29 protein-coding genes and 1 pseudogene are annotated in these 21,820 nt (G+C 68.8%); 25 read left to right on the top strand and 5 right to left on the bottom strand.

What is annotated here, in order from left to right; genetic code table 11:
* The 5 genes from BN4251_RS02420 to BN4251_RS02400 form a co-directional block, all read right to left on the bottom strand.
* Positions 1–1,428 (bottom strand): recombinase family protein, encoded by a 1,428-nt coding sequence (locus BN4251_RS02420; RefSeq protein ID WP_170931787.1) that lies wholly within the window; start codon positions 1,426–1,428, stop codon positions 1–3.
* Between the two features lie 130 nt (positions 1,429–1,558).
* Entirely contained in the window at positions 1,559–1,942 is a 384-nt protein-coding gene (locus BN4251_RS02415) for a hypothetical protein (RefSeq protein WP_087483570.1), read from the bottom strand.
* Between the two features lie 38 nt (positions 1,943–1,980).
* Positions 1,981–2,526, bottom strand: coding sequence for a hypothetical protein (locus BN4251_RS02410; protein ID WP_087483569.1), 546 nt, complete (start codon positions 2,524–2,526; stop codon positions 1,981–1,983).
* Between the two features lie 39 nt (positions 2,527–2,565).
* Positions 2,566–3,477, bottom strand: a complete 912-nt coding sequence (locus BN4251_RS02405; protein ID WP_087483568.1) for a hypothetical protein — start codon at positions 3,475–3,477, stop codon at positions 2,566–2,568.
* Between the two features lie 48 nt (positions 3,478–3,525).
* Complete coding sequence (locus BN4251_RS02400) at positions 3,526–4,062, bottom strand: helix-turn-helix domain-containing protein (protein ID WP_170931786.1); 537 nt, start codon at positions 4,060–4,062, stop codon at positions 3,526–3,528.
* Between the two features lie 304 nt (positions 4,063–4,366).
* Between BN4251_RS02400 and BN4251_RS02395 the strand changes: the two genes are divergently transcribed.
* From BN4251_RS02395 to BN4251_RS02280, 25 genes and pseudogenes are all read left to right on the top strand, one after another.
* On the top strand, positions 4,367–4,639 hold the full coding sequence (locus BN4251_RS02395) for a helix-turn-helix domain-containing protein (RefSeq protein WP_087483566.1): 273 nt from the start codon (positions 4,367–4,369) through the stop codon (positions 4,637–4,639).
* 73 nt (positions 4,640–4,712) lie between these two features.
* Positions 4,713–4,973: a hypothetical protein gene (locus BN4251_RS02390; RefSeq protein ID WP_087483565.1), complete on the top strand. Its 261-nt coding sequence runs from the start codon at positions 4,713–4,715 to the stop codon at positions 4,971–4,973.
* On the top strand, positions 4,970–5,224 hold the full coding sequence (locus BN4251_RS02385; protein ID WP_087483564.1) for a hypothetical protein: 255 nt from the start codon (positions 4,970–4,972) through the stop codon (positions 5,222–5,224). Before BN4251_RS02390 ends, BN4251_RS02385 begins: the two co-directional genes overlap by 4 nt.
* Positions 5,221–5,385: a hypothetical protein gene (locus tag BN4251_RS18170; protein WP_170931785.1), complete on the top strand. Its 165-nt coding sequence runs from the start codon at positions 5,221–5,223 to the stop codon at positions 5,383–5,385. The genes BN4251_RS02385 and BN4251_RS18170 overlap by 4 nt, the downstream gene beginning before the upstream one ends.
* On the top strand, positions 5,366–5,716 hold the full coding sequence (locus BN4251_RS02380) for a lipoate--protein ligase family protein (RefSeq protein ID WP_087483563.1): 351 nt from the start codon (positions 5,366–5,368) through the stop codon (positions 5,714–5,716). Before BN4251_RS18170 ends, BN4251_RS02380 begins: the two co-directional genes overlap by 20 nt.
* Before the next feature lie 3 nt (positions 5,717–5,719).
* Positions 5,720–6,529, top strand: a complete 810-nt coding sequence (locus tag BN4251_RS02375) for a hypothetical protein (RefSeq protein WP_087483562.1) — start codon at positions 5,720–5,722, stop codon at positions 6,527–6,529.
* Positions 6,526–7,176, top strand: coding sequence for a hypothetical protein (locus tag BN4251_RS02370; protein ID WP_140398359.1), 651 nt, complete (start codon positions 6,526–6,528; stop codon positions 7,174–7,176). The genes BN4251_RS02375 and BN4251_RS02370 overlap by 4 nt, the downstream gene beginning before the upstream one ends.
* A 246-nt stretch (positions 7,177–7,422) precedes the next feature.
* Complete coding sequence (locus BN4251_RS02365; protein ID WP_087483560.1) at positions 7,423–7,809, top strand: helix-turn-helix domain-containing protein; 387 nt, start codon at positions 7,423–7,425, stop codon at positions 7,807–7,809.
* A gap of 83 nt (positions 7,810–7,892) precedes the next feature.
* The gene (locus BN4251_RS02360; protein ID WP_140398358.1) at positions 7,893–8,102 is read left to right on the top strand and encodes a hypothetical protein; all 210 of its coding nucleotides are present in this window, start codon (positions 7,893–7,895) and stop codon (positions 8,100–8,102) included.
* Positions 8,103–8,199: 97 nt separating this feature from the next.
* Complete coding sequence (locus BN4251_RS02355; RefSeq protein ID WP_087483558.1) at positions 8,200–9,108, top strand: hypothetical protein; 909 nt, start codon at positions 8,200–8,202, stop codon at positions 9,106–9,108.
* Between the two features lie 23 nt (positions 9,109–9,131).
* A complete protein-coding gene (locus BN4251_RS02350) occupies positions 9,132–9,734 on the top strand; it encodes a hypothetical protein (RefSeq protein ID WP_140398357.1) in 603 nt (200 codons plus the stop codon).
* A 2-nt stretch (positions 9,735–9,736) separates the two neighbouring features.
* Positions 9,737–10,219 (top strand): annotated as a pseudogene (locus BN4251_RS18955) (bifunctional DNA primase/polymerase); the annotation flags it as partial.
* Positions 10,220–10,391: 172 nt separating this feature from the next.
* Positions 10,392–11,642 carry an AAA family ATPase gene (locus BN4251_RS02340; RefSeq protein WP_087483556.1) on the top strand — a complete coding sequence of 417 codons (1,251 nt, stop codon included), beginning with the start codon at positions 10,392–10,394 and terminating at the stop codon, positions 11,640–11,642.
* Positions 11,639–13,108 carry a DEAD/DEAH box helicase gene (locus BN4251_RS02335; RefSeq protein ID WP_087483555.1) on the top strand — a complete coding sequence of 490 codons (1,470 nt, stop codon included), beginning with the start codon at positions 11,639–11,641 and terminating at the stop codon, positions 13,106–13,108. Before BN4251_RS02340 ends, BN4251_RS02335 begins: the two co-directional genes overlap by 4 nt.
* Entirely contained in the window at positions 13,105–13,608 is a 504-nt protein-coding gene (locus tag BN4251_RS02330; RefSeq protein ID WP_087483554.1) for a hypothetical protein, read from the top strand. The genes BN4251_RS02335 and BN4251_RS02330 overlap by 4 nt, the downstream gene beginning before the upstream one ends.
* Positions 13,605–13,847 carry a hypothetical protein gene (locus BN4251_RS02325; RefSeq protein ID WP_087483553.1) on the top strand — a complete coding sequence of 81 codons (243 nt, stop codon included), beginning with the start codon at positions 13,605–13,607 and terminating at the stop codon, positions 13,845–13,847. The genes BN4251_RS02330 and BN4251_RS02325 overlap by 4 nt, the downstream gene beginning before the upstream one ends.
* Complete coding sequence (locus tag BN4251_RS02320) at positions 13,844–14,308, top strand: DUF4326 domain-containing protein (protein ID WP_087483552.1); 465 nt, start codon at positions 13,844–13,846, stop codon at positions 14,306–14,308. Before BN4251_RS02325 ends, BN4251_RS02320 begins: the two co-directional genes overlap by 4 nt.
* Positions 14,305–14,991, top strand: a complete 687-nt coding sequence (locus BN4251_RS02315; RefSeq protein ID WP_087483551.1) for a hypothetical protein — start codon at positions 14,305–14,307, stop codon at positions 14,989–14,991. The genes BN4251_RS02320 and BN4251_RS02315 overlap by 4 nt, the downstream gene beginning before the upstream one ends.
* Before the next feature lie 320 nt (positions 14,992–15,311).
* Positions 15,312–15,815, top strand: coding sequence for a helix-turn-helix domain-containing protein (locus BN4251_RS02310; RefSeq protein ID WP_087483550.1), 504 nt, complete (start codon positions 15,312–15,314; stop codon positions 15,813–15,815).
* On the top strand, positions 15,812–17,110 hold the full coding sequence (locus tag BN4251_RS02305; protein ID WP_087483549.1) for a PBSX family phage terminase large subunit: 1,299 nt from the start codon (positions 15,812–15,814) through the stop codon (positions 17,108–17,110). Before BN4251_RS02310 ends, BN4251_RS02305 begins: the two co-directional genes overlap by 4 nt.
* On the top strand, positions 17,073–18,563 hold the full coding sequence (locus BN4251_RS02300; RefSeq protein ID WP_170931784.1) for a phage portal protein: 1,491 nt from the start codon (positions 17,073–17,075) through the stop codon (positions 18,561–18,563). The genes BN4251_RS02305 and BN4251_RS02300 overlap by 38 nt, the downstream gene beginning before the upstream one ends.
* 16 nt (positions 18,564–18,579) lie before the next feature.
* Complete coding sequence (locus BN4251_RS02295) at positions 18,580–18,855, top strand: hypothetical protein (RefSeq protein WP_087483547.1); 276 nt, start codon at positions 18,580–18,582, stop codon at positions 18,853–18,855.
* A 16-nt stretch (positions 18,856–18,871) separates the two neighbouring features.
* Positions 18,872–20,005, top strand: a complete 1,134-nt coding sequence (locus BN4251_RS02290; RefSeq protein ID WP_087483546.1) for a phage minor capsid protein — start codon at positions 18,872–18,874, stop codon at positions 20,003–20,005.
* Between the two features lie 26 nt (positions 20,006–20,031).
* Positions 20,032–20,733 carry a hypothetical protein gene (locus tag BN4251_RS02285; RefSeq protein WP_087483545.1) on the top strand — a complete coding sequence of 234 codons (702 nt, stop codon included), beginning with the start codon at positions 20,032–20,034 and terminating at the stop codon, positions 20,731–20,733.
* A 14-nt stretch (positions 20,734–20,747) separates the two neighbouring features.
* Positions 20,748–21,743 (top strand): major capsid protein, encoded by a 996-nt coding sequence (locus tag BN4251_RS02280; RefSeq protein WP_087483544.1) that lies wholly within the window; start codon positions 20,748–20,750, stop codon positions 21,741–21,743.
* Positions 21,744–21,820 lie beyond the last annotated feature (77 nt).

Below are 21,820 nucleotides of genomic sequence, written 5' to 3'. Positions count from 1 at the left end.
CTACACACCGTGCAGCGGCTTCACCTTCACGCTTCGGTCACCCGCGAAGTCGACCGTGACCGTGAACAGACGACCGAGCATCTCGCGCCGCAGAGCGACCGACAGCACGTCCCAGTCCTCGAGCAGCGACAGCACCTGATCCTGGTCCGGTGCCGGCGCCGCGACAGAAGCCCGCGCCTCAGCGATCTGCGCATCCAACCGATCACGCTTCACCACCAGCTCCGCCATCGCCTCATCCACCACGTCCTTCGGCACGCCCTCAGCGACCTGCAGGGCGAGGTTCGCCATCGCCTTCGTCGCTCGCTTCCGCCGAGCCTCCAACGACGCCACCGAGGGCCCCTCCTGCCGTGCCACTCCCCCGCTGTCGAGCACCCCGTCGGCGGCGCGATCGAGCCGGTTCGCTCGGCGGCGCAGCTCGGCCTTCACCTCGGACTCGACGGTCGAGCAGCGGATGTACCCTCCGGTGTGGGTGCCTCGCGTGAACCCGGTCGCGCATCGGTAGTACCGGTTCCCGCCCGTCGCTTTCGAGCCCGTGAGGACGGTGCCGCAGGCCTTGCAGCGCACGATCCCGGAGAGCAGGTACGGGGATACCTCGGCGCGCGGGCGCGTGGCCCGCCTCTCTCTCCTCGCTCGGTACGCCTCCCACAGCTCGAGCGACACGACCGGCTCATGGGCGCCGTCGACGGTCTCGCCGCGGTAGACGAACCTGCCCGTCGGGAAGGGATTGTCAAGGATGCCGCGGAGCGTGGACTCGGCCCAGGACGGGGCGCCGCGCTTGCTGCCGTGCTCGACGGTGGGGATCTGGTGCTCGTTGAGCCACTGCACGAGCCGGTAGATCGACTCCCCGTTCACGTACCGCTGGTACAGGTCGGCGAGGATCGGGCCCGTGACGGGGTCGGGGATGTGGAGCTTCTGCTCGGCGTCGTATCGGTAGCCGAACCGGTTCTTCCCGTGATGGGGCTTCCCCTGCCGGACCCTGCGCTCGTGCGCTTCACGCCACTGGTCGCCGGCGCGCTCGGATTCGAACGCCGCGATCTCGATCATCATCCCGCGGGAGAGCCGACCGATCGAGGTGCTGGTGTCGATGGGTTCGGTGGCGGATTCGATCCGGCCCCCGGCCTGCTGCGCCTTGTCGGCGGCGACGTACCAGTCCAGCCGGTTCCTCGACCAGCGGGACCATTTCCAGAGCAGGATGACGTCGACTTCGCCCCGCTCGACCATCGCCATCACGGCCCGCACACCTGGTCTGGCGAACGTGCGGCCGGAGATGCCGGGGTCGGCTTCGACGGCGACGATGTCGTAGCCGTGCTGGGTGGCGTAGTCGCGGCAGGCGGTCTCCTGCAGCTCGAGGGAGATGCTCTCCTCGCGCGCGGTCGACTGGCGCTTGTAGATCACCGCCCGCTCCCGCGGACAACGCTGCCTGGTCATGCTCCCCACCATCCTGTGTCCTGGTCTCCTTCGGTCTCGTGCTCGAGCGCGCCAGCCCAGGACGGCTCCGCCACTGGCTCCCACAGCTCTAGCCCAAGCTCAAACTGCTCGGGCGTCTCCTGGCCTCCCGTCACGAGACCCAGTGCGCGTCTGCGAGCCGCGCGTGCAGCGCGGAGCGCTCGGCGGGTGTGAGGGCGTGGACGCGGTGCTCGACGGTCTCGGGCATGACGTCAAGCTCCTCGGCGATGACGACCGGGTGCGGGGACCAGGCGGCCGCCTCGCCGAGGTCGTCGAGGTGGATGAGGCCGGTGGCGACCTGGCGGTCGATGCCGTCCTCGACGACGCCAAGGCAGTGGCCGCGGTGGCCGCGTACGTAGTGGACCATCTCGTGGTCGAGCACGACTCGCCGGTCGACTGCGGTTAGCTGCTCGTCGAGCCAGATCCGCGCGACGCCGTCGGTGTACCCCAGCACGCCCTCGGGCAGTGGTGCATCGATGATCTCCGGTGGACGCATGGCATTGAGGCTAGGTCCCACACCCGACAACCGAGCTACTAACGGTAGAGGTCCTTCGCGTCACCGAAGCTCTTGCTCTTCTGCAGTTGCGCGGAGTCTTCGACCCCTACTGCATCGACCAGGAGCCGGAGCAACCAGAGCATGGTCAATGCGCTCTGGATCGAAAGAGCGACGGAGGCGAAGAGCAACGTCCGCGCCCCGAGAGGGAGGTCAAGAGCAAACGCGCCTGCTGAAAGTAGAGAAGCCGCTGCCGCGAGGAACGAAACGCGAACCAGGAAGAGCCACGCTCGTCGGAGCACAGCTCCACCTTCGGCTCGGAAGCTTACGAACAGGGCCGAGCCGCTCTGGAGCGCGAAAACTACGACAACTCCCGCGAAACCGGCGAGGATGCTCGCGAGCGCCAACACGCCAAGTGCGAGCTCGACGCCGTTTAAGTCGAGCCCGAGTCGTAGCTTGCATGGCAAGAACGCGGAGAGCGCACCCAGCAGGAGCGAAACGACCATCGATACGCACAGGACCCTCCACGGACGCTCCTGCGCGTACGTGAGTCCCGCTCTCCATTTCGACCGGAGCCACTCCTTCACAGCGCGCTCCTAGAGTTAGCAACCGACTGTCAGCCCATTCTAGCCGTGGGCGACTGACAAACGACGGAACTCATCCGTAGCCATGAAGGCGCCGATCGCCTCCCTCAGAGCAGGCTCTGCAGTCTCGACGCTCAACGAAGTTTCCGAGTCCCCGACCTTCACCTTGTGGGTGAACCGATGAGCGACAAGGTCGAGGAACTCGGACCTGAAGCCACCGTCTTCGGTCGGGAGCAACAACGTCGTCTCGCCCTTCAAGAGCGAGTCGTCACCGTTCAGGCGCTGCGCGCCACGCAGTAGTTCCAGGTCGCCTTCGCTGTGACGTCCGGCGCCCATCGACATCGTAAGGCCGATCCGCTTAAGCGCCGGGGAGGCCGTAGCGGCAGCCTCCAAGCTCCGCTCGATGTGGCTGTCCGATTGGGCCTCATACTTCGAAGCCTCGACCGCAATCTCTAGTCGCGTAGCCCCAATGGCAGCAGCGAGCTTCTGCTCTCTTCCTCCGAGTAGCACCGGGTGGAGTTCAATCGAGAATCCGTGTCGCGAGGCGTCGAGGAAGGTCGTGAGCCACCGACCCAGCGCTGAAGGGGTAGCGGCCCCTGAGGTCCCCAGGACCGCGATGGCCGGCGTTCCGTGGATCGGCAGCACGAAAAGTGGCTCATGGATCTGTAGATCGAGCGGAACTCCCTGACGCGTAGGCCCCCACGTGCTCGGAAGATCCTCAGCGTTCCGTTCCTTTGCCATGTAGAGCAGCGGCTCCCTCGGCAGTGACGTCGGTTGGTAGACACCGGTGAAGTGATGACCAGCGTGGAAGTGGGTCTGTTCGCCGTCGGGTCGATCCCGCAGCATGCCCATGACGACATCCCAGAACGAGTTGCTCTCGAGCTCTGCCAGACCTTGCGTCTCGTCGTCAATCCGTACAGCCTGCAGCACGCGGACTGTGCGCTTCTTTGCCATAGTCCTACTCCTACTTCCCGAGACCTAGAGGTCCACCGATCGATGAGTTCACGCTCCGCCGCCTTCGGCATTGCGGTCCTGCTGCTCGCGCGCCTCGCGGCCGCGGTTCCGGCCGCGCTTCGCGGCGAGCCCGTACTCGTTCTGCTCCCACGGGCGATCGTCCCGCTCCGGCATCGGGCCAGGGAATGCGATGTCGGTACGGCCGCTTGTTGCGCCATGCGTGACAGCTGGATCCGCCAGGTCGTCTCGGTCCGGCGCCGGCGCTGCTGCTGCGGGGTCTGGTGCTGGTTCATGGGTGCCACCTCTGCTCAGGCGCTCCGCGAGGACGCGGAGCAGCTCTTCGTTACTCAGGGCAGAGACGTCCGACACCGGGATCCGCGCGGGCTTGAAGCCCATCGCCTCGGCCACGTAGCTCAGAACCTGGTCCTCGGTCATCCGGAACGCTCTCGCGAGCCCGGTGATCGTGGACGGTTCCGGCCGCCTCTGCAGCACGTCCCGGTCGTCGTTCAGGAGGCGAGAGAGGTTCTGGCGGCTGAGTCCGGATGCTCGGCTGAGCTCGGCTGCTGTCCATCCGCGCTTGTCCATCTCGTCCTGGACGAACTTTCGGTATGCGTGCATGAGCCAAGGTTCCTGAGGTCGTGGCGGGGGTGCAACGTTGCCGGCGGCAATGTGTCACCCAAGGGTGGACCCACTTTCCCATGTTTCGTGTCAACCGACTAGTTGGATCGGCAAACCGGTTCCCACCTGCCACCTGCCGAACTACACCCCTGCGAGCAGTTGACACTCTGTCAACCCAGGCGGTACATTCAGTCCCATCACAGTTGACAACCAAGACATTCAGAGGTGACACTTCATGGCACGACGACCACGAGCACGAAGGGATCGATGGATGAAGCTCCGCGACGCCGAACTCCTAGCCCGCTACATGGAGGCCAAGGACTTCTCCCAGGCTCGACTCGGCCGCTACGCAGGCGTCTCCCGCCAGTTCATCCACAAGCTGGTGACCGGGGAGGCGCGGACATGTTCCGAGAAGGTCGGAACCCTCATCGAGGAGGGCCTGAGCGTCCTCCCGGGCACTCTTTTCGTGCCCGAGGTGTCCAGCCAGAAGCGACCCGCTGTCACCCCTGGAAGAACTCGCTCACGTCAGACCGTCGCGGCCTGACACCGAGCGCACACAAGAAAGCGCCCCCACCCGGGCAATGGGTGGAGGCGCACGAACCCCGAAGGGAACTCTCATGCGCCACTCTACCGCCCGCACCGGCCCCACCGGCCATGCCCGCCCCATGCCCGTCCCGCCGTGGATGGCGATGGTCCAGGCCCACGCCGACCGCGCAGAGGCCGCCCTCGCCGCCGGCGCCAAGCACGTCGTGGTCGACATGCCGCGCCGCGCCGGCACGGAGCAGCTGGCCCGCGACATCGCCAACGCCGCCGTCTCGTCCTGCCCTGACGACAACCCCACCTGCCCCGCCTGCACACCCGAGGAGCCCCAGCCATGAGCACCACGATCCGTGAACAGATCCAGGCAGGGATCGACGCCCGCACCGACCAGCCCATCCTCCACGCCGCCAAGCCCCTCGCCCTCGCCTACCGCACCCTCCTCGGCTGGGACGGCACCAGCATCGACGACGCCGTCGACCAGGCCTACACCCCCACCGGCCCCAGCAAGGCGATCATCCGCCAGCGGATCGAATTCCGCCGCGCCAACCCCCACCTCCTCCACCCACCAGCCCAGGCCGACGCGGCATGACCGGGCTGCTACTCGCGACCGCGACCCTGCTCGTCCGCGCCGCGCTCCTGCTCATCATCCTCGCCGCCATCGCCTTCATCACTGTCCTGCTCGCCGAGCAGGTGTCCCTGATCCGCACGTCCACCCAGAAGGAGAACCGCCATGACCGCACTCACCACTGACCAGACCGCCGAGCTCGAGCAACTCGCCATGCACCGCGCCAAGATCGCCGAAGAGGTCAAGAACCTCGAGGAGCTCCGCAAGGAGTACGACGAGAAGATCGCCGCCCTCGCCGGCGAGGGCACCACCAAGGCCGGGCCCTACAAGGTCACCGTCACCGTCCCCAAGCGCCTCGACGCCAAGAAGCTCGAGGCCGCGTTCCCCGTCGCCCAGCACCCCGAGCTGTACAAGCGGGGCGTCGACACGGCGAAGGTCAAGGCCGCCGGAGAGCTCGGCCAGCTCGTGCTCGCCGACTACCAGACCGCCGGGTCCCCCACGGTCCGGATCTCGTAACCGATGTCCACCCTCGAGCAGCTCCTCGGGCACAAGGCCGGGACGGACACCATCACCGATGCCCTCACGGTGATCGAGAACGGCATCCGCCACCAGCCCCGCTCCCAGCAGAAGCTGATCGGCCCGTCCGAAATCGGCACCGACTGCGACCACTGCCTCGCGGCGAAGCTCGCAGGTTGGGAAGAGACCGAGCGCGACGTCGCATGGCTCCCCTTCATCGGAACGGCCGTGCACGCCGAGCTCGCGAACATCTTCGAAGCCAGCAACGCCCGAGCCATCGCGGCCGGGCAGCGGGCCCGCTGGCGCGTCGAGAAGCGGGTCGAGGTCGGCACCATCGGAGGCCATCACATCTCCGGGACCTGCGACCTGTACGACACGTTCGACGGCACCGTCCTCGACTGGAAGATCGTCGGCGCCCAGACGCTCCGCACCGCGAAAGCCGCCCCGAAGCCGGTCTACCGGATCCAGGGGCAGCTGTACGGCCTCGGCCAAGAGAACGCGGGACACACACCGCGGCGGGTCGCGATCGCGCACCTTCCCCGCAACGCCGTGTCCCTCGCGCAAGCCGTGATCAGCGTCGAGGACTACGACCCCTCGGTCGCCCACCAGGCGCTCGAGCGGGCCAACCGCATCCACGCCAACCTCACCACCCTCGCCTCCATCGGCGCCGAGGTACGGGACGCGTGGATCACCGACCAGGCACGGGCCGAGGGCTGCTTCTCCTGCCCCCGCTACCCCGACTGGACCCCTACCTCCCGACTCGCCACCGAGTTCGGGACCACCACCAGCACCACCAACCGAAAGGCAGCATGACCATGAACCTCTCCACCCTCGACGACATCCTCTCCGGCGGCGGAGCCACCGCGAAGTTCGAAGCCCCCGGCGAAACGTACGCCGGCGAGATCGTCGACATCGCCGTCCGCCAGGTCAACGACTACGACACCGGCAAGCCCTCGTTCTGGGACGACGGGAACCCGCAGGAACAGATCGTCGTCACCATCGCCACCGCCGACTCGACCGGCCCCGACGACGACGGCCACCGGAACGTCTACATCAAGGGCTGGGGCGACCAGCTCAAGCAGTTCCGTCAAGCCGCCAAGGCGCTGGGCCGCAACCCCCGCGCCGGCGACATCTTCACCGCCACCTACACCGGGGACGGGGAGAAGAAGAACGCCCGGTTCAACGCCCCGAAGCTGTTCCAGTACGAGATCACCGCCGGGTCGGCAGGCCTGTCCAACCTGACCGACCAGCCCGCCACCCAGGCCCCGGCCCAGCAGGCCCCGGCCACCCCAGCGGCCCCGGCTGCTCCGGCGCCCGACGCCGCACCGGCCGGGGAGAAGTCCCCGAACGAGAAGGCGCGACAGCTGATCGAGCTCGGCCTCGACGACAACACGATCGCGGCACAGCTCGGCCTCGACATCGACGTCGTCGGCATCCTCCGCCAGACCCTCCAGGGCTGACCTATGGGACGCGTGTTCACCGCCCGCTAACCCGGCCGCTGCCCCGAGTGCAGCGAGCCGATCGATGAGGGCGACGACGTCTCCTTCAACGCCTTCAACGAGGTCGTGCACGAGGACTGCGATCCGGACGCCTACTTCTGACCCCTCCATCGCCCCGGTGATGCCGACACGAGGACGGCTCACGGCCCGGACCCGCACCGGGGCACCCAACACCAGCACCCACCAACGCCAGGAAGGACACCACCAATGCCACGCCTGCCCCGAACCCCGATCATCCGCGGCCTCGCACGCGACTGCGACTGCAACCCACCACGCCCCCACGGCGGGATCCACGGCTACGACTACCACGCCTGCGGATGCGAGCCGTGTCTCAAGGGCGCGACCCGGTACAAGAAGATCGGCACCCACCTCAACGCCACCGGCCGCACCCGCCGCCGCGCCGCTGAACCCGTCCGCCGCCGCCTCGAGCTCCTCAAGGAACGCGGCCTCACCGTGCGACAGATCGCCGACGAGTCAGGCATGTCGTTCACGAACCTCCACCTCATCCTCCGAGCTGAGCAGCCCACCGTCACCGAGCGGACCGCCGTCGCAGTGATGTCCGTGAAGGTCCCCTCGCGGAGGGCAGCCGCATGACGTGCCTGTGGATCGGATGCGACCGGGCCCCGTCCAGGCGGGGGATCTGCGGCCGCCACTACCAACGCACCCTCGCCGCCGGCATGAAGGCGTCGAAGCCGATCCCGGTGTCGGTGCCGGAGCGTCTGGACGAGCTCGCGCACCTGCTGTGGGGAGGGGAATGGCCCACCCGTGCAGCACAGCGGTGTGGCTGGACCCTCGCGGGCGCTGAGTCCGCGGCCCGGGACCACGGCCGTCACGACATCCTCTCGTCGCTCATGTGGGAGCGCTCGTACGTGGAGGGCGCGGCATGAAGTGCACGCACGTCCATCCGATCATGCGCACCCGATGCACCCGCCGCGCTGGACACGACGGCGAGCACATCGCTGGATCCACAGACAGGAGAACACCGTGAAGACCCCGAGCAACCGCGCCCCCCGCATCGCCCGCGAATGCACGCACGGCGGTATCCATGTCCACGGCACCCGGGTCGCGTACGTGAAGGACCGGTGCCGGTGCGAGGACTGCACGACCGCGTCCCGTGTCGCTGAGCAGAAGCGTCGCCGCGCCCGCCTGTACGGCATCGACGCTGGCCTGACCGATGCGCAGCCCGTCCGTGACCATCTCGCCGTCCTCTCCGAGGCGGGGATCGGGTACAAGCGCGCCTCCGAGGTCGCGGGCGTGTCCCTCACAGCCGTGCAGACGATCCTCTACCACCACCCCGACCGTCCCGACGCGGGGCCGGCGAAGCGGGTGAAGCGGGAGACCGCGGAGAAGATCCTCGCGGTCGAGCCTTCGCTCGACATCCTCGGTGACGGGGCGCTCGTCCCATCCCGTGGCACGGCCCGCCGTGTCCAGGCGCTCGTCGCTCGTGGCTGGTCCCAGGAGAAGATCGCGGCCCGTGCCGGGATCACCTCCCAGCGGATTCGACCCATCCTCGACGGAGCGCCCGCCACTGCCGCGACGGTCCGTGCGGTCAACGCGCTGTACGAGGAGCTATGGGACCAGGCCCCACCCGAGGAGACGCATCGGGACAAGATCGCGGCGTCCCGTGCACGGGGCCGTGCCGCCCGCATGGGCTGGGTGCCACCAGCAGCGTGGGATGACATCGACCACGACGAGCACCCGTACCAGGGAGCCGATATTCGTGCGACAGCGGAGGAACGGCTCGACGAGCTCGAGTTTCTCATCGACGCCGGAACGCCCGTGCATGAAGCGGTCCGCCGTGCTGGCTTCCCCTCGATCCCTGCCGCAGAGCGCGCTGCGCACCGCGCGGGCCGCAACGCTGTGGCGTCCACAGTCCACGGAGCGGTGGCGTGATGGCTCTTGTTGATCGTGAGCAGATGACCGACGCCACCGGCACCACGCGCCTTTACAGGCCGGTGCCGGACAACACTCCGGGCGTCCCACCCGAGCACCCGCACCCGGACGCGACCCACCAGGCCCGGTCCTCCGGGCGGGGCCTGCACCCGTGCTTCCACCTCCACCCCCTCGCCGACGTCCTCGCCTACTACGAGGAGCGGGGCGTGGAACCGGACATGCCCGTCGACGGAGACCAGACCGCCCGCTGGCGACGGTTGCAGTGCTGGGACGACGTCACTGGTCGCCTTCAGCAGAAGACCTACCCCGGGTCGGAGCCGTGCGAGAACCCTGAGTGCCCCCACCCTCAACCCCACTGCGCCGGTCAGTGGTTCTCGGACGAGTGGCCGCGGTTCCGGGATATCGCGCATGTCCTCTACCCGGAGGGCCGCGTCCCGTGGCCGCTCGGATTCAACGGGCCCCGCATCTACGGCCCCGGCGAGGACAAGTACCAGTGGCAGCCGTTCAAGGACTACGCCCCCGAACCCGCGCCGGATCCCGCACCCGAGCCGCCAGCCGAACCCGGCACCCCGCCCAAGCCGGAGCCCGTGCAGCTCGACCTACTCGACTACCTGGAGACCACGTGACCATGACCCACCCCGAGCCAGCACCCCAGCACCTCGAGGTCCCCGACATCACCGGCCTCGACCCCATGGCCGCAGCCTTCGCCTACGCCAAACACGGCTGGTACGTCGGCCCCGTCCGCCAAGGCTCCAAGAACCCCGGCTCCATCCTCGGCAAGCAATGGCAGTCCAAGACCACCCGCGACCCCCAGATCATCGCCGACTACTGGATGACCCACGACAACGCCGGCATCTTCCTCCACGTCGGCCGCTCCGGCGGCATCGTCATCGACGTCGACAACCCCACCGCCGGCATGCCCGACGTCCTCACCGACACCCTCACCGAACACCCCGCACCCTTCCAACGCACCCGCCGCAACGACGCCGCACGCCGCCACTACGTCTACCGCCAACCCGAAGGGCGCACCCTCGGCAACGGCCTCGGCGCCCTCACCCCCGGCTGGGGAGACGTCCGCGGCGCAAACGGCGTCATCATCGTCGCCCCCACCGAACACGTCGACCCCGACGGCCACTACGTCTGGTCCCGTCAGCGACCTCGACCGCCTCCTCGACCCCACCACCGCAGCCACCACCGCCGCGGACGAGCCCGCCCCGTCCTGGCGGCCCCTCGACCTCACCACCATCCTCTCCGGCACCTACACCCCGCCCGAGCCCACCATCATGCGCCGCACCGACGGGCCCGGCCTCTTCTACCCAGGCAAGGTCCACACCGTCTACGGCGAATCCGAGTCCGGGAAATCCTGGATCGCACAGCACGCCACCAGCACCGTCCTCCGCGGCGGAGGCCGCGTCCTCTACATCGACTTCGAGTCCGACGCCCCCGACGTCACCGGCCGCCTCACAACCATCGGCACCACCCGCGACCAGCTCCTCTCCGACGCGTTCGCGTACGTCCGCCCCGAAGCCTCACCCCACACCTTCGCCGAAGCCCCAGAGTTCCGGCAGCTCCTCGAGCAGGAGTGGGACCTCGCCATCCTCGACGGCGTCACCGAAGCGCTCGGCCTCTCCGGCAAGTCCACGATGGACAACGACGAGATCACCGCCTGGATGCGCGACATCCCCCGCACCATCGCCCGCCACACCGGCGCCGCCGTCATCCTCGTCGACCACGTCGTCAAAGCCACCGAAGGCCGCGGCCGCTTCCCCATCGGCGGGCAAGCCAAGATGGCCGCGATCGACGGCACCGGCTACCTCGTCGAACCCCTCACCGCGCTCGGGCGAGGCCTCGACGGCTCCCTCACGGTCCGCGTCGCCAAAGACCGGCCCGGCCAAGTCCGCGCCCATGCCGGCGACTGGCGGAAGACCGACCGCACCCAAGAGGCAGCGCGCATCCGCATCGACTCCTCAGCGGAAGACGGCACCACCGACGTCACCGTCCAACCCCCCGAATATGGCGAAATCCAGGCCCACGACAACGACAAGCCGTTCCGCCCCACGAAGGTGATGGAGAAGATTTCCCGCATTCTCGAAACAATGCGCGAACCCGTGTCCAGGCAAGCGGTCATTCGTGCCTATCGGGAATCCGGGCGGGCGAAGGAGACCACCATCGTCGAGGCGCTGAACCTCCTCCGCGAGCTCGGCAGCATCACCGAGACGCAGGGGCCGCGGAACGCTCGCATGTTCCGCTCCGCTCGCGTCTACCGCTCCGCGAACGACCCGCTGAGCGAGGACTACCGAGGCGACCTCAGCGCCTACGACACCACCTCATCCCGACCTCATCCCGACCTCATCCCGGATGAGGACGCGACCTCATCCCAACGACCTCATCCCACCCCCTCCCCTTTACGGGAGGGGGTAGAGGTCGAAGAGCGCGTAGAGAACCACGGAACACCTCGACCTCATCCCACCGGGCAGACCTACATCGACAAGCACACCGGAGAGATCCACGGCGGAGAGGACCACCACCCATGAGCACCACGCCGTTCACCCCCACGCCGTTCCCCTACCAACTCCACGGCGCCTGCCGAGCAGCCTGGGACGGCCACACCCTCATCGCCGACTCCCCCGGCCTCGGCAAAACAATCCAGGCACTTCTCGCCGCCCGCCTAATCGGCGCACAACGAATCCTCATCATCTGCCCGCCCATCCTCGTCACCAACTGGAAAAAAGAACCCCGCCGCACCGGAAACGCCGAACACATTGGCGGGGAAATCCTCACCATCACCGCCGGATCGAAGACCCCCACCCAGCTGCCCGACACCGGCTACGTCATCGCCTCCGACGCGCTCGTGAGCTCACGCCGCAGCCTCGACCCCCTCCTCGACGGCTGGGCCGCGGACCTCCTCATCGTCGACGAAGCCCACCGCTTCAAGAACCCCGGCACCCGCCGCACCAAGGCTGTCACCCGCGTCGCCAAGACCACGAAGCACCAGATCCTCCTCACCGGCACCCCCATCGTCTCCTCGCCCCTCGACGTCCTCCCCCTCCTCCGCATCCTCGGGAAGCTCGAGACCATCGGCTACCCCACCGGCCGCGCCTTCATCGACGAGTACACGACCCCGGCGCCGTGGAAGGGCGGCCGCCTCCCCATCAAGGCCAAGCTCCCCCACCTCCACGCCCTGCTCGAGCAGCACGTGTGGACCCGCCGCAACAAGGCCGACGTCCTCACCGACCTCCCCGCCAAGCTCCGCGGCATCCAGCACGTCACCCCCGACGGCGCTGAGATCCGCGACGCCTACACCGACGTGACCGACAAGATCGACGCCTGGCTCGAGCGCCACCCCAACCCCACCCAGGACGACATCAGCGAGCTCGTCGGCGACGCCCTCCCCTTCGTGTCCCAGCTGCGCCGCGCCACAGGCATCGCCAAGATCCCCGCCGCCACCGACTGGATCGCCACCCACCTCGACGGCTCCCCCGACGAGCCCCTCATCGCCTGGACCATCCACCGCGACGTCACCACCGCCCTCGCCCAGCAGCTCTCCACCGAGCGGCCCGACGCCCGTATCCGCGTCCTCGACGGCTCCACACCCCACGAAGCCCGCGACGAAGCCGTCACCGCCTTCCAGGCCGGGGACGTCGACGTGCTCATCGCCCAGATCGTCGCCGCCGGCGTCGGCCTCACCCTCACCCGCGGCTCCACCGCCCTGTTCGTCGAAACGGACTGGACCCCCGCCAACGTCGTCCAGGCCGAAGACCGACAGCACCGCATCGGCCAGACCCAGCCCGTCCAGATCACCACCCTCATCGCCGAGAACACCCTCGACGCCCGCATCCACGCAGTGCTCGCCCGAACCATCGACGTCCTCGACGACCTCACCCCGAACAGCGACCACCACGTCACCACCGGCACCGGAACCGACCAGACCGGGCCCCGCGACATCCTCACCCAGCTCATCAACGACCGCGTCACCCACACGAATGGAGCAGCAGCATGACCAACCGCCCGAAACAGATCGGCACCTGGACCGAGTCCGCTGTCGTCAACGCCGCGATCCCCCTCGGCTTCCCGCTCGCAGAGCGGCTCGTCCTCCACGGCGCCGACGACCTCGGCGACGTCCGCCTCGCCCCCTACGTCCACCTCGAGGTGAAGGGCGGCAAGGCCGCCGAGCAAGCCTCGGACGCCCAGATCGAGGCGTGGATGCTCGAGACCGAACGCGAGCTCGCCAACGCCGGCGCCCTCGCCGGCGCTCTCGTCCTGAAGCGGAAGGGCGTCGGTGCTGCCCGGGCACACCTGTGGTGGGCGTATGTGCGGGCCTCGTGGCTCGCGACCTGGCGGGCCTACCCCGGCGAGCTCGCCGCCGAGCTGCAGGCCGGCCCCGACCACACCATCCGCATGACTCTCGACTCCCTGCTCGCGCAGCTGCGCGCGAGTGGGTACGGCGACCCGTTGCCGACTGCCCCGACCACCGACACCGTCCTGGAGATGACCCGATGACCACCACCGAGAACCCCTACGCCCCCGCTCTCCCGACCGATGCGCAGCCCATCGCGATGCTCGCCACCACCCGCCACTCCCCCGTCCGCGAGATGACGGAGCTCCTCACCCGCCGTTTCGGTCAGGGGCTGCAGGTGCGGCGCGAGCACGGGCGCACCGTCTGGCTCCTGCCCGTGGCCCGGAAACAGGCCCCGTCGCGGGTCTCGCATCTGCCTGTGCCGGGACGGAGCGACCGATGAGCCCGCAGCGGATCCAGCAGCGCCGCACGAAGGGCTGGCGGAAGCCCGAGGGCGCGGTCGCCGTCGGCCGCGGCACGAAGTGGGGCAACCCGTTCAAGGTCGGCGACGCCCAGGTGAGGATGCCCGCACTCGACGGCGGCGATTGGGAGCACGAGGGGCGACTGCACAAGACATCCGGTGAGTCCCACGCGTTCTACCACTCGGCGCCGCTCGGAGAGCCGATGCCTGTCACCTGGCATCAGGTCGAGGACGCGACCGCCGAGCAGTGCGTGCGCCTGTTCGCCGAACGGATCGGTGCTGAGCCCCTCGTCCACTACGGCGTCCGGGTGACGGACCACGAGGAGTTCCGCGCCGCCGTCCGCGCCGAGCTCGCGGGCCGGGACCTTATGTGCTGGTGCCCCCTCGATCAGCCCTGCCACGCCGACGTCCTCCTCGAGCTCGCGAACGGAGATCCCCGATGACCACGTCACCCGATCACCAGCACGACGTCGACTACTGGCGGAACACCCTCAACGCCATCGACCGCATGCTCACCGAGATCCCCGACACCATGCTCACCATCTCGAGCTACGCCATGGACCTCGCCGGCCCCTCCACCAGCACCGAACCACCCCTCCCCGGAGGCGACGCCCTCGTCCTCACCGGCCCCTGGGCGTCCGATGCCACCCACGGCGACGACACCCCGCACCCCGCGCAGACGATCGTCGAGTGGGCGCACACCATCTACGACGCCCACGGCACCATCCCCACGGCACGGCTCCGCTATGCCGAAGCGCTCCGCTACCTCCGAGACCAGACCCCCTGGATCCTGGAGTCCCCGTGGACGACCGCCTGGCGCGACGACATCGAAGCCGTCCACGGCCGCCTCCGAGCCCTCGTGCCCGCCGAGGTCGACGACCGCCACGACTCCACACCACTCGAGGAGACCATCGACCTCACCGCCATGGCCGACCTCATCCCCGAAGACAAGCTCCTCACCCGCGACGAAGCCGAGCACTTCTGGCCCAACCGCCTCGACCCCACCGCCTGGGCCACCCTCCGCAAACGCGCCCAACGCGCCCGCGAAGACGGCCACAACATCCCCCACCGCCGCTACCCCGTCGAATGGATCAAAGACACGCTCGCCCGACGTGTTTGCGCATAATGCAAACACCTGTCACACTTGGGCGTGGAGAAGTGTTTCTCCACGAAGCCCCGCGACCACCACGGTCCGGGGCTTTCCCCATACCCCCGCTCGAAGCAGCCCCTGGACAGGCAAGCTCGCGGGCCGCGCGCGCGACTCCTTCCCGCGCAGCGCAACCTCGAAGGCCCGGCACCAGAGCGAACAATCCTGGTGCCGGGCCTCGAGGACCACCCACACATTCCCCAGACGGGACCCTCATCGAAGCGACCAGCGGAGAACATTCCGCGACAGCGCCATGCGTGCGCGCGCGAGACACGGGTCAGAGCCTCCGGAGGTGACCCATGGCAAACCCGTGGACCGCCGAAGACGATGCCAAGCTCCGCGCCCTCCATGCCGAGGGCCGCACCCTCACCTCGATCGCCCGAGAGCTCGGCCGCTCCTCGTCCACCATCGCGAGGCACGGCAAGGCCGCCGGCCTGTCCTGGTCAAGGGCGAAGGTGAAGGCAGCGAACGAGGCCCGCACCGTCGACGCGAAGGCACGCCGCCTCGCGATCGTCGAGAAGCAGCTCACCATCACCGAACTGCTCCAGGCGTCCGTGGAGCGGGGCGCGGCCGGCCACGGCTGGCAGACGATCCTGAAGGGCGACGGCGGGGCCGAGCACACCCAGCGGCTCAACCACGTCCCAGCACGGGACGCGAAGGACATGATGTCCGCGCTGAACTCCTCGTCGACGATCATCGCCCGCCTCGATGACCAGACCGGCGACCACGACGACGCGAAGTCCGTCCTCGCCGACCTCATCGGAGGGCTGAACGCCGACTACGAGCGGCGGAACCCGCAATGAGCCTGTCCCCGAAGCAGGTCGACTCCATCGTCGAATGCCGCGGCGCCCGCATCAGCCTCTGGGAAGGGGCCGTAAGGAGCGGGAAGACGTTCTCGGCGATGCTCGCGTTCTTCGACGCCGTCGCCGAAGCACCCGCCTCCGGCCTGATCATCGTCGCCGGCCGCACCCTGCAGACCATCGAACGGAACATCATCGAACCGATGATGGACGCCGCGATCTTCGGCGCCCTCGCCGCATCCGTCACCCACACCCGTGGCTCGTCCATCGCCCGGATCCTTGGCCGGGACGTGCACCTCATTGGTGCCGCCGACGCCCGCGCCGAGGAGAAGCTCCGCGGCCTCACCGCGTGCCTCGCCATGCTCGACGAGGCGACGCTCGTGCCGGAGGCGTTCTGGAACCAGCTCCTCGCCCGCCTCTCCATCCCCGGCGCCCGCCTCCTCGCCACCACCAACCCCGGCAGCCCCGCGCACTGGCTGAAGAAGAAGTTCATCGACCGCAAGGCCGCGCTGTCCATGGTGTCGTGGCGGTTCACCCTCGACGACAACCCCAGCCTCGACGAGGACTACAAGACCTCGCTGAAGGCCGAGCAGACCGGCGTGTTCTACCGCCGCAACATCAACGGCGAATGGGTCGCTGCCGAAGGCTCCATCTACGAGCAGTTCGACGAGGACCGGCATGTCATCCCCTTCGCCGAGACGCCGCAGATCGCGCGGGTGCTCGCGGCTGGGATCGACTACGGCACCACGAACCCCACGAGCGCGCTGATTCTCGGCCTCACCGCCGAGCAGCACCCCAGGCTCGTGTTCCTCGACGAGTACCGGCACGACCCGGAGACGCACGGGAAGCTCACCGACGCGGAACAGTCCCGCCGGATCCGCGTGTTCCTGAACGGCCGGCACCACCCCACCCAGGCTCTCCCGCAGCCGCCGTACACGGTCATCGACCCCGCCGCCGCATCGTTGAAGGTGCAGCTCGCCCACGACGGGCACCGCGGCATCTGGGACGCCGCAAACGACGTCCTGCCCGGCATCAAGCTCATGTCGTCCCTCATCGCCACCGACCAGCTCCTCATCACCGACAGGTGCAAGGGCCTGATCGGTGAGCTCCCCGGCTACGTGTGGGACGACAAGAAGACCGAGAAGGGCGAAGACGCACCCGTGAAGGCGAATGATCATTCCGCAGACGCCGCAAGGTACGCGATCTACACGACCCAGGCCCTGTGGCGCACCGCGCTCCGCTTCACCGAGGAGGTCACGAATGCTCCCAGTCAAGGACCAGGTCTGGCCGCCGCGTGAACTGAAGCCCGTCATGATGCAGGCCGCCGTGCATGACGCATGGTGGGAGGGCGACGCCAACAGGCTCGCCGCCGTCTACGCCGGCACCACCGACGGGCAGCGACGGAACCTCCGCGGCCGCGTCGCCTCGTTCTTCTGGGGCAAGGAACAGCCCGCCCGCGAGGCCCGCACCCGTATCCACGTCCCCGTCGCCTCCGACATCTCCGAAGCCGCCTCACGCCTCCTGTTCGGTGAAGCACCCACTTGGGCCGCTGACGACCAGCGCACCCAGGATCGGCTCGACCTGATCATCGGGTCCGAGCACGCGAACGGGATCCTCCTCGGTGCGGGCGAGATGCAGTCCGCCCTCGGTGGCGTCTACTTGAGAGCGTTGATCGACAAGACCGCGTTCGACCACGCCACGTTCACGTCCCACGACGTGGACCAGGCCGTCCCCGAGTGGCGGCACGGGAAACTCACCGCGGTCACGTTCTGGACCGTCACCCGGCATGAGGGGCAGCACGTCTACCGGCACCTCGAGCGGCACGAGCCGGGCGTGATCCTGCACGGCCTCTACCGCGGCACCGCGTCGAACCTCGGCACCCGCGTCCGCCTGGTGGAGGATCCGGCGACGGAGCATCTCGCGCTCGAGGTCGGCACGAGCGGGGAGATCCCCACAGGGATCGATCAGCTCACCGCCACCTACGTGCCGAACAAGACCCCGAACCGCCGCTTCCGCACCACCCCGGGCCTAGCTGATCATGGCCGGTCGGACTTCTACGCGGCGGAGGGGATCTTCGACGCGATCGACGAGACCTACTCCTCGTGGATGCGGGACGTCCGCATCGGCAAGGGTCGCATCATCGTCCCCCAGATGTATCTCGAGGGCACCCGCCCCGGTGACGGTGTGTCGTTCGACGAGGACCGGGAAGTGTTCCAGGGCCTCGAGATGCTCGCGACCAGCAACGAGTCGTCCCCGTTCACGGTGGCGCAGTTCAAGATCAGGGTGCAGGAGCATCAGGAGACGATCCGGGAGCTCACCCGCGCCGCACTCCGCGCCGCGGGGCTGTCGCCGGCGACGTTCGGTGACGACGCGGTCCCGGTGAACACGACCGCGACGGAGATCAAGGCCCGCAAGGAAACGTCAGAGGGGACGAGGGAGATCAAGCTCGGCCACTGGCGGCCCCGCCTGACCGAGTTCGCTCGGGCGCTGCTGGACCTGGACCGGGTCCACTACGGCGGTGCCGCACCGGCCGGTGAGGTGAACGTCCTGTTCGCCCGCGAGGCGCAGGCGGATCCGGAGGCTCTGGCGCGCACGGCGGGGCTGCTGTCGACGGCTCAGGCCGCATCGACCGAGACCCTGGTGCGCACGGTGAACCCGGGCTGGGATGACGAGCAGGTCATGGCTGAGGTCGCGCTGATCCGTGCCGATCAGGGCCGTGATGTGGCTGACCCGACGGGCTGGCCGCTGTGAGCAGAGAGGAGCGCCCATGAGCGTCGACACCCCGATCCCCGCAGACGTCGCTCAAGCTGTCAACGACCACATCGAGAACGAGCTGCGACAGATCACCCAGTACGACAACCGGGAAGCGCTGGACGAGTCCGGCATCGGCGACCTGCACCGGATGGCGGCGCGGATCTACGCGCTCGGCTACGGCGCGGGCAGGCGCTACCAGGCGGCGCTGGCCGAAGGTGAACGGCGGCGCGAGCGAGAACGGGAACGCAGGGGACCCAGCCTCGCTGAGGCGATCCAGCAGCTCAGCTGATCGGAAGGGGGTATGAATGGCTCGTCGTCCCCTCCCACCAGACCCCTGGCCCCAAGTGCTCGAAGCAATCATCGGGGACGTCACCGGAGTGTTCGCCGCGACCGAGGAACGCCTCATCCGCTCTGTGGCCCTCGAGCTCCGGGCACGAGACATCACCGAGCAAGCCCCCCGCCTCGCCGCCATCCAGCGGCTCCGCGCGGCAGGCGAGGCCGCTGCTGCTGAGGTGCAGGAGCAGGCCGGGCCGCTCGCCGATGACGTGATAATGCGCGCCCTCAGCTCGGGCGAGACGTTCGCCGAAGCATGGACCCGTTCGATGCTCGGCGACCTCCCCGGCAGTCCCCTGCCGCACGGCACCCTCGCCACGTCGCTGCTCGCCCAGGACCTGCACAACAGGTTCGAGGACGTCACTAGGCGGATCCTCCGCTGGCCCGACGACACCTACCGCGAGGTCATCGCCCGCACCGTCCCCGGGATCCTGATCGGTGGCGACACCGGCAGGCAAGCCCAGGTCCGGGCATGGCGTGAACTCCGCCGCGCCGGCGTCACGGGGTTCATCGACTCTGCTGACCGGCGCTGGAACCTCGCCACCTACGTCGAGATGGCGACCCGCACCGCCACGAGGCGGGCGTTCATGGACTCGAACCTCGCCACCCTCGCCTCGTACGGCATCGACCTCGTCACCGCGATCGGTGGCGGCGGGCAATGCGAGGCATGTGGCCGCTGGGCTGGTGCCGTCATGTCCCAGGGCGGGACCGGCGCCCGCACCGTGCAGGTGCCGCACTCGACCCGTGACACCACCGTCACCGTCCGGGTGCGCGGATCTGTGGATGATGCGATCGCTGACGGGTTCCAGCACCCGAACTGCAGGTGCACTCTCGTCGGCTACTTCCCCGGCATGGCCCAGAACACCGGCCCCGCATGGACGCAGGAGTCCGAGGACGCGCAGGCCCGGCTCCGGGCGCTCGAGGTCGAGGTCCGCAAGTCGAAGCGCGACGAGATCGGCGCACTGGACGAGGACGAAGCGAAGGCCGCCCGCTCCAAGACCCGCCGCCTGCAGGCGAAGATCCGTGACCACATCGACGAGACCGGCGAGCCGCGCCGCCGCGAGCGCGAGCAACTGAACTACGGGCACCACCCCGGTCCCCGCTGAACACCACCACCAGGAGGCAGACCCTCATGAAGATCACCCGCACCCAGCTCCTCGCCCAGCTCGGCCACCTCGTCCTCGCAGAGGGCGACGGGAGCGCCGATACCGGTGGCTCCGTCGCTCAGGGCGACCAGGCCGGCACGGACGGGCAGGACGGCGCGCAGCAGGCCGCCCAGCAGGCCCAGGACGACAAGGGCAGCGACGGCAAGGACGCCGAGGACTGGCAGATGGACCAGCTCCCGCCCGGCGCCCAGGACTACATCCGCTCCCTCCGCGCCGAGAACAAGCGCGACCGCACCGCCCAGCAGGAATCCGCCGCCGACAAGGCCCGCCGCGAGATCACCGAATCCATCGCAGCCGCTCTCGGCCTCGGCGAGGCAGACCCCGACAAGGTCACCGACCAGCTCGGCACCCTCACCCAGGAGCGCGACCAGGCCCTCGCCGCCGTGAAGGCGTACGAGACCCAGCAGACCATCCGCGCCGCCGCCCAGACCGTGGCGATCGACGCGGACAAGGCCCTCGACCTCAAGGCCACCGACAAGGCCCTCGAGGGCATCGACCTGACCGACACCAAGGCAGTGCAGGACGCACTCCTCCAGGTGGCGGACCAGCACCCCCACATCAAGGCCGCCTCGACGGTGGGACGCACAGGGGGAGACCACCACAGCGGCGAGGCCACCCGGCCCAAGCCGAAGGACATGACGGCCGCGATCGCGGCCCGATACCAGTGAAATAGGAGGCGGCAATGCCGATCACTCTCGCGCAGGCAGCGCAGAACACCCAGGAAGACTACGACCCGTTCGTCATCGACGAGTTCCGCAAGGACAACCCGGTCCTGGACACCATGCAGTTCGACCAGGCAGTGAACCCCGCCGGTGGCGGCGCGACCCTCACCTACGGGTACCGCCGCAAGGTCACCCAGTCCGGCACGGACTTCCGTGCGATCAACTCCGAGTACCAGCCCAGCGAGGCGACCACGGAGCAGTTCACCACCGAGCTGAAGGTCCTCGGCGGCTCCTTCCAGATCGACCGCGTCCTCGCGAACCTCGGCCCCGCCGCGTCCGGCGAGATCGCGTTCCAGATGAGCGACAAGATCCAGTCGGCCCGCTCCACCTTCGCCGACGCCGTCATCAACGGCGACTCCGCGGAGAACGAGGATTCCTTCGACGGCCTGAACGTGGCCCTCACCGGCTCGTCCACCGAGTTCCAGGCCGCCGACCTCGGCAACGCCGACTGGACCGCCGTGGACGAGTCCGCCCAGTACCACGGCGTCATCGACCTGATCGATGAGTGGCTGTCCAACCTCGACGGCCAGCCCACCGTGATCCTCGGCAACAAGCGGGCACTCGCCCGTGTCCGCGCCGTCGCCCGCCGCGCCTCGATGTACACCATCTCCCCGATGGTCGGCGTCGCCCAGTACGAGAACGACGGCAACACCATCGGCCGCACCGAGCGGTACGGGAACATCTACCTCCAGGACCCGGGCACCCGCTCCGGCACCAACGAGCAGATCATCCCCGTCACCGGTGGCCTCACCGACCTGTACGCCTACCGCGTCGGCCTCGACGGCTTCCACGGCGTCGCGACCGTCGGTTCGCAGCTGGTGCAGTCCTGGCTGCCGGACTTCTCCCGCGCCGGCGCGGTGAAGACCGGTGAGGTCGAGATGGGCCCCGTCGGTGTCGCGCTGAAGAAGACCCGCGCCGCCACCGTGCTGCGCGGTGTCCGGGTCGCGAGCGCCTGATGTCTGCGGATCCGCGTGACTACGTGAACCCGACGCGGGTCGGCACTCGTCTTCGTGACGCTGCTGTCGACCCGCGC

This window comes from Brachybacterium massiliense (assembly GCF_900184245.1).
GTDB lineage: Bacteria > Actinomycetota > Actinomycetes > Actinomycetales > Dermabacteraceae > Brachybacterium > Brachybacterium massiliense.
This window is presented reverse-complemented; position numbering and strand designations above follow the sequence as displayed.

Excerpts from the sequence above, each read along its gene's own strand:
- BN4251_RS02360 (WP_140398358.1), top strand. The coding sequence starts at position 7,893 with ATGAAGGCGTCGAAGCCGATCCCGGTGTCGGTGCCGGAGCGTCTGGAC.
- BN4251_RS02305 (WP_087483549.1), top strand. The coding sequence starts at position 15,812 with ATGAGCCTGTCCCCGAAGCAGGTCGACTCCATCGTCGAATGCCGCGGC.
- BN4251_RS02420 (WP_170931787.1), bottom strand. The coding sequence starts at position 1,428 with ATGACCAGGCAGCGTTGTCCGCGGGAGCGGGCGGTGATCTACAAGCGC.
- BN4251_RS02280 (WP_087483544.1), top strand. The coding sequence starts at position 20,748 with ATGCCGATCACTCTCGCGCAGGCAGCGCAGAACACCCAGGAAGACTAC.
- BN4251_RS02380 (WP_087483563.1), top strand. The coding sequence starts at position 5,366 with ATGACCGCACTCACCACTGACCAGACCGCCGAGCTCGAGCAACTCGCC.
- BN4251_RS02365 (WP_087483560.1), top strand. The coding sequence starts at position 7,423 with ATGCCACGCCTGCCCCGAACCCCGATCATCCGCGGCCTCGCACGCGAC.
- BN4251_RS02395 (WP_087483566.1), top strand. The coding sequence starts at position 4,367 with ATGAAGCTCCGCGACGCCGAACTCCTAGCCCGCTACATGGAGGCCAAG.
- BN4251_RS02325 (WP_087483553.1), top strand. The coding sequence starts at position 13,605 with ATGACCACCACCGAGAACCCCTACGCCCCCGCTCTCCCGACCGATGCG.
- BN4251_RS02385 (WP_087483564.1), top strand. The coding sequence starts at position 4,970 with ATGAGCACCACGATCCGTGAACAGATCCAGGCAGGGATCGACGCCCGC.
- BN4251_RS02295 (WP_087483547.1), top strand. The coding sequence starts at position 18,580 with ATGAGCGTCGACACCCCGATCCCCGCAGACGTCGCTCAAGCTGTCAAC.
- BN4251_RS02310 (WP_087483550.1), top strand. The coding sequence starts at position 15,312 with ATGGCAAACCCGTGGACCGCCGAAGACGATGCCAAGCTCCGCGCCCTC.
- BN4251_RS02335 (WP_087483555.1), top strand. The coding sequence starts at position 11,639 with ATGAGCACCACGCCGTTCACCCCCACGCCGTTCCCCTACCAACTCCAC.
- BN4251_RS02300 (WP_170931784.1), top strand. The coding sequence starts at position 17,073 with ATGCTCCCAGTCAAGGACCAGGTCTGGCCGCCGCGTGAACTGAAGCCC.
- BN4251_RS02290 (WP_087483546.1), top strand. The coding sequence starts at position 18,872 with ATGGCTCGTCGTCCCCTCCCACCAGACCCCTGGCCCCAAGTGCTCGAA.
- BN4251_RS02330 (WP_087483554.1), top strand. The coding sequence starts at position 13,105 with ATGACCAACCGCCCGAAACAGATCGGCACCTGGACCGAGTCCGCTGTC.
- BN4251_RS02375 (WP_087483562.1), top strand. The coding sequence starts at position 5,720 with ATGTCCACCCTCGAGCAGCTCCTCGGGCACAAGGCCGGGACGGACACC.
- BN4251_RS02370 (WP_140398359.1), top strand. The coding sequence starts at position 6,526 with ATGACCATGAACCTCTCCACCCTCGACGACATCCTCTCCGGCGGCGGA.
- BN4251_RS18170 (WP_170931785.1), top strand. The coding sequence starts at position 5,221 with ATGACCGGGCTGCTACTCGCGACCGCGACCCTGCTCGTCCGCGCCGCG.
- BN4251_RS02350 (WP_140398357.1), top strand. The coding sequence starts at position 9,132 with ATGACCGACGCCACCGGCACCACGCGCCTTTACAGGCCGGTGCCGGAC.
- BN4251_RS02315 (WP_087483551.1), top strand. The coding sequence starts at position 14,305 with ATGACCACGTCACCCGATCACCAGCACGACGTCGACTACTGGCGGAAC.
- BN4251_RS02400 (WP_170931786.1), bottom strand. The coding sequence starts at position 4,062 with ATGGACAAGCGCGGATGGACAGCAGCCGAGCTCAGCCGAGCATCCGGA.
- BN4251_RS02320 (WP_087483552.1), top strand. The coding sequence starts at position 13,844 with ATGAGCCCGCAGCGGATCCAGCAGCGCCGCACGAAGGGCTGGCGGAAG.
- BN4251_RS02340 (WP_087483556.1), top strand. The coding sequence starts at position 10,392 with ATGCGCCGCACCGACGGGCCCGGCCTCTTCTACCCAGGCAAGGTCCAC.
- BN4251_RS02390 (WP_087483565.1), top strand. The coding sequence starts at position 4,713 with ATGCGCCACTCTACCGCCCGCACCGGCCCCACCGGCCATGCCCGCCCC.
- BN4251_RS02405 (WP_087483568.1), bottom strand. The coding sequence starts at position 3,477 with ATGGCAAAGAAGCGCACAGTCCGCGTGCTGCAGGCTGTACGGATTGAC.
- BN4251_RS02415 (WP_087483570.1), bottom strand. The coding sequence starts at position 1,942 with ATGCGTCCACCGGAGATCATCGATGCACCACTGCCCGAGGGCGTGCTG.
- BN4251_RS02285 (WP_087483545.1), top strand. The coding sequence starts at position 20,032 with ATGAAGATCACCCGCACCCAGCTCCTCGCCCAGCTCGGCCACCTCGTC.